Origin of the sequence: Longibacter sp. (genome assembly GCF_051155795.1) — a bacterium.
Lineage (GTDB): Bacteria > Bacteroidota > Rhodothermia > Rhodothermales > Salinibacteraceae > Longibacter.
In genome coordinates this window covers 1-3,366 of the sequence record NZ_DAXETW010000179.1, presented here as the reverse complement: position 1 = coordinate 3,366, position 3,366 = coordinate 1, and the positions used below count along the sequence as shown (strand labels likewise).

Genomic DNA, 3,366 nt, shown 5'->3' with positions numbered 1-3,366 from the left:
ATGTAACTCCTTGATATATGAGTTCGATAGCGGCCGCTGGTTAGCCACAAAAGCAAACAGTCCTTCTGCGGCCTCGTGTTGGTCTTTTATTAACCGCGCTACTTTCTGAGGGTCTTTGTTGGTTGAACCGTGGCTAATTAGAGAGGCATCGATTCCTTGTTCTATCAAAAGCTGTGTCGTTCCTTCATCGAGAGTGTACAGCCTCTCAATAATGCCCGTTTCTATAGCCCATTGCCTTAGAAGGCGTTCATTGAACCTTTTGACTGCATCAATTTTCTCTAGTTTGTGGCGTTCGTCTTTCCAAATTGTTGACAGCGATGATAGCTCATCATTTGCAAGGTCGCCAGAAGAGGGGGGGAGGTCAGAGATAGGCTCCCACTTGTGAGAGTAATTCATGCCTGCAGAGACCTGAACTGATTGGTTATATACAAAGGGCGGTATTCAAAGATGAGCTAACGCCCGTCCTTATTATGTCCGCAAAGATTTGGTGTAATGTAACTTATAGACAAAGCCCCTGGCAAGCTCTTGCGAGCTCTCAGAGGCTTTTGTTGTACCTATGTTGTACCAACTTTTACATAAGTAATGTAAAACAATGACTTATGTAAAATAAGAGTGGGCCCGGCGGGACTTGAACCCACGACCGATCGATTATGAGTCGACTGCTCTAACCAACTGAGCTACGGGCCCGGTATGCGGCGCGGTACGTGGGCACTAGACTACGCATCGCAGCAAACGATGTCCACCACCGGTACCGTCCAACACCCAGATTCGTCCAACGTCCACGGATGGTCGTCGATCCGTGACATTCAGGCTCCGCCATCCGGGACCGATCGCACGTCGACGGCAGGGGAACGAGCAGGAAGGCGTCATCCATTTTCTTAAATCCGGGATGTGCGTCTATACTTTTAAATTCCTCGTATGTATGTTTTCATATCTCATGCATAGAAGCACTGTGCCCGTCCGCCGTCCCCTTCCCCTGGCCCACGCTCCCATGACGTTACGCGTGATGCTCCGATCCTCCGCCCTGCTCCCCGTTCTGCTGCTCCCCGTTCTGCTGCTCCTCGCCACACTCGCCTTCACTGGCTGCGACGACGCCACGGTTTCCTCGACCGAGCCGGACGCACCGGAGGTGCCGGACGACGAGCAGGTGGCGGAGGCAATGGACGAGTTGCCCTTCCAGGAGGGCACGCAGGCCAAGTTCTTCCGGCGCTGCACGGTGATCACGGACACGCCGCAGGCCGCGGTCGACGCTGCCTCGCCGGGCGACATCGTCTGTGTGAAACGCGGCACCTACGACGGCACGCTGACCATCACTACCCCGGACATCACGGTCACGCCCCGCTGGCTCGGGTTTGCCACCATCCGCGGTGGAGACGCACCCACGGGCGCATCGGTTCGAATTCTCGCCGACGGCGTCACCTTCGAGGGCTTTCGCGTGACCTTCCCGGGCGGTTTGATCGGCATCTCCATCGGACCCAACGTGAACGATGTGACGGTGCGCAAGAACCGGGTGCACGGCGTGGGGCCGACCGGACGCCTCGGCGTCACAGGCATCCTCGCGGACGGCGGCAATTCAGGCCTCCGCATCGAGTATAACATCGTGGAAGACCTCCGAAATGAGTTTACGTCGAACGACGGCTTCCCAACGGTGAACGGGATTTTTGCGAATGACGATCGGGCGGACGGATTCGCAAGCTCCGTCATTCGCGGCAACCTGGTTCGCAACCTGAAAAGCGACAACGCGACGCTCGGAATCCTGCTGCAGGGTACGGTCAGCGACGTGCAGGTCGAGAAAAACTTCGTCTACAACCTGTCGGCCGACCCGGCCAACGACAGCAACCCGGGCGATGATAACGTGCAGTACGATGACAACCTGGACGACGGCTTCGACGGGACGCTCGCCACGTTCGCCCAGGGCGTAAACATCGATGCCTCGAGCTCCACTGACCTGAACGTGACGCGCAACTTCATCTTCGGGATGCGCTCGACTGGTTTCAATGGCGAGGCCGTGAAAGTGGACGACGGCGCGGACGGGCTGACGGTGTCGTTCAACGACCTGCGCTCGGTGGTCGGCCTGAACAACGGGACGGAGACAACCTTCGATGCTACGTGCAATTACTGGGGCCTTCCGCTGGGCCCGCGACCGGTGGCGTCCAACCCGGCTGCCGATGATGGACCCAACCGACAGCGGCGGAGCGCTCTCGTCGGGGATGCCGACGTGCAGCCATGGCTCGTCCGCTCGATCCTGTTTGGTCGCAACCTCGAGCAGGCCTGCGTCGGCGGCCGCGGCAACCGGGGCGGATCCCGCTGATGCGACAACGGATCGCCCCGGCCAGGATAGCGCCGAATGAGGGTAGATACCGGCTGGCCTTGACCAGGCGTGCACGAATGCGAACATCCAGCGACGCGGATTGACGCACGGTCGAGCAGGGCCTATTCTTTTCGTCCATCATCTCGAAAAGACCCAACCCGCCACTTACGCATGTCTACCGCCGCTAGCGTCCACGGCCTTCATCACGTCACGGCCATCTCTGGCGACCCGAATGAGACGCTGGCCTTTTACCGCACGGTGCTCGGCCTTCGGCTGGTGAAACGGTCCGTCAATCAGGATGCCCCCGAGACGTATCACCTCTTCTTCGCGGATGGCGCCGGTACGCCGGGCACCGACCTCACGTTTTTTCCCTGGCCCGACCTTGCGCCGGGGACGCCGGGCGTCGGGCAGGTCGTCGAGATTCCACTGGCGGTGCCGCAGGGGACGCTGCCGTACTGGCGCGAGCGCTTGGCGGAGCACGGTGTCACCGTCGGAGAAGAAACGAAGCGGTTTGGCGAGCCCACGCTCCCCGTCGAGGACCCGGACGGTCTGCGTCTCTCGATCGTCGAGACGTCCGACGAGAGAACGTTCACGCCCTGGGACGAGAGTCCGGTCCCGGCCGAGAAGCAGATCCGTGGCATGCACTCGGTGCGCATCTGGGAGCGGGATCTGCAGGCGACAGAGACGGTGCTGACAAGCGTACTCGGCCTGGAGAAAACCGGCGAGGACGACGGCTGGCATCGCTACGGGCTGGATGGCCGGTCGGGCACGCTGGCGGAGGTGAAGGTGGTGTCGGACGGCCAGCATGGACGCGGCGGGCCGGGAACGGTGCACCACGCGGCGTGGCGGATGACCGACAGCGAGGAGCAGCAGGCGCTGCGATCGAAGATTCAGCAGGTGGGCCTGCGACCGTCGGAGCAGATCGACCGGTTCTGGTTCCAGTCGGTCTACTTCCGGGAGCCGGGCGGCGTCCTGTTCGAACTGGCCACCGACGGGCCGGGCTTTACCGCTGACGAGGACCTCGAGCACCTGGGGGAGGCGCTTATCCTCCCTCC

The 3,366-nt window shown here is 60.7% G+C and carries 2 protein-coding genes, 1 tRNA gene and 1 pseudogene; 2 read left to right on the top strand and 2 right to left on the bottom strand.

Translation table 11 applies throughout. The annotated features are described in order from the left end of the window. Positions 1 to 396 (bottom strand): annotated as a pseudogene (locus ACFCU0_RS16330) (Fic family protein); the annotation flags it as partial. Between the two features lie 217 nt (positions 397 to 613). After that, a tRNA-Ile gene (locus ACFCU0_RS16325) sits at positions 614 to 687 on the bottom strand. A gap of 319 nt (positions 688 to 1,006) precedes the next feature. Between ACFCU0_RS16325 and ACFCU0_RS16320 the strand changes: the two genes are divergently transcribed. Together ACFCU0_RS16320 and ACFCU0_RS16315 are read left to right on the top strand one after the other, a co-directional pair. Next, entirely contained in the window at positions 1,007 to 2,311 is a 1,305-nt protein-coding gene (locus ACFCU0_RS16320) for a hypothetical protein (RefSeq protein ID WP_434974750.1), read from the top strand. A gap of 171 nt (positions 2,312 to 2,482) precedes the next feature. After that, the coding region (locus ACFCU0_RS16315; protein ID WP_434974749.1) for a ring-cleaving dioxygenase at positions 2,483 to 3,366 on the top strand (884 nt) is incomplete at its 3' end.

What these genes read in the sequence shown, in the direction of transcription:
- ACFCU0_RS16320 (WP_434974750.1), top strand. Translation starts at nt 1,007, where the DNA reads ATGCTCCGATCCTCCGCCCTGCTCCCCGTTCTGCTGCTCCCCGTTCTG.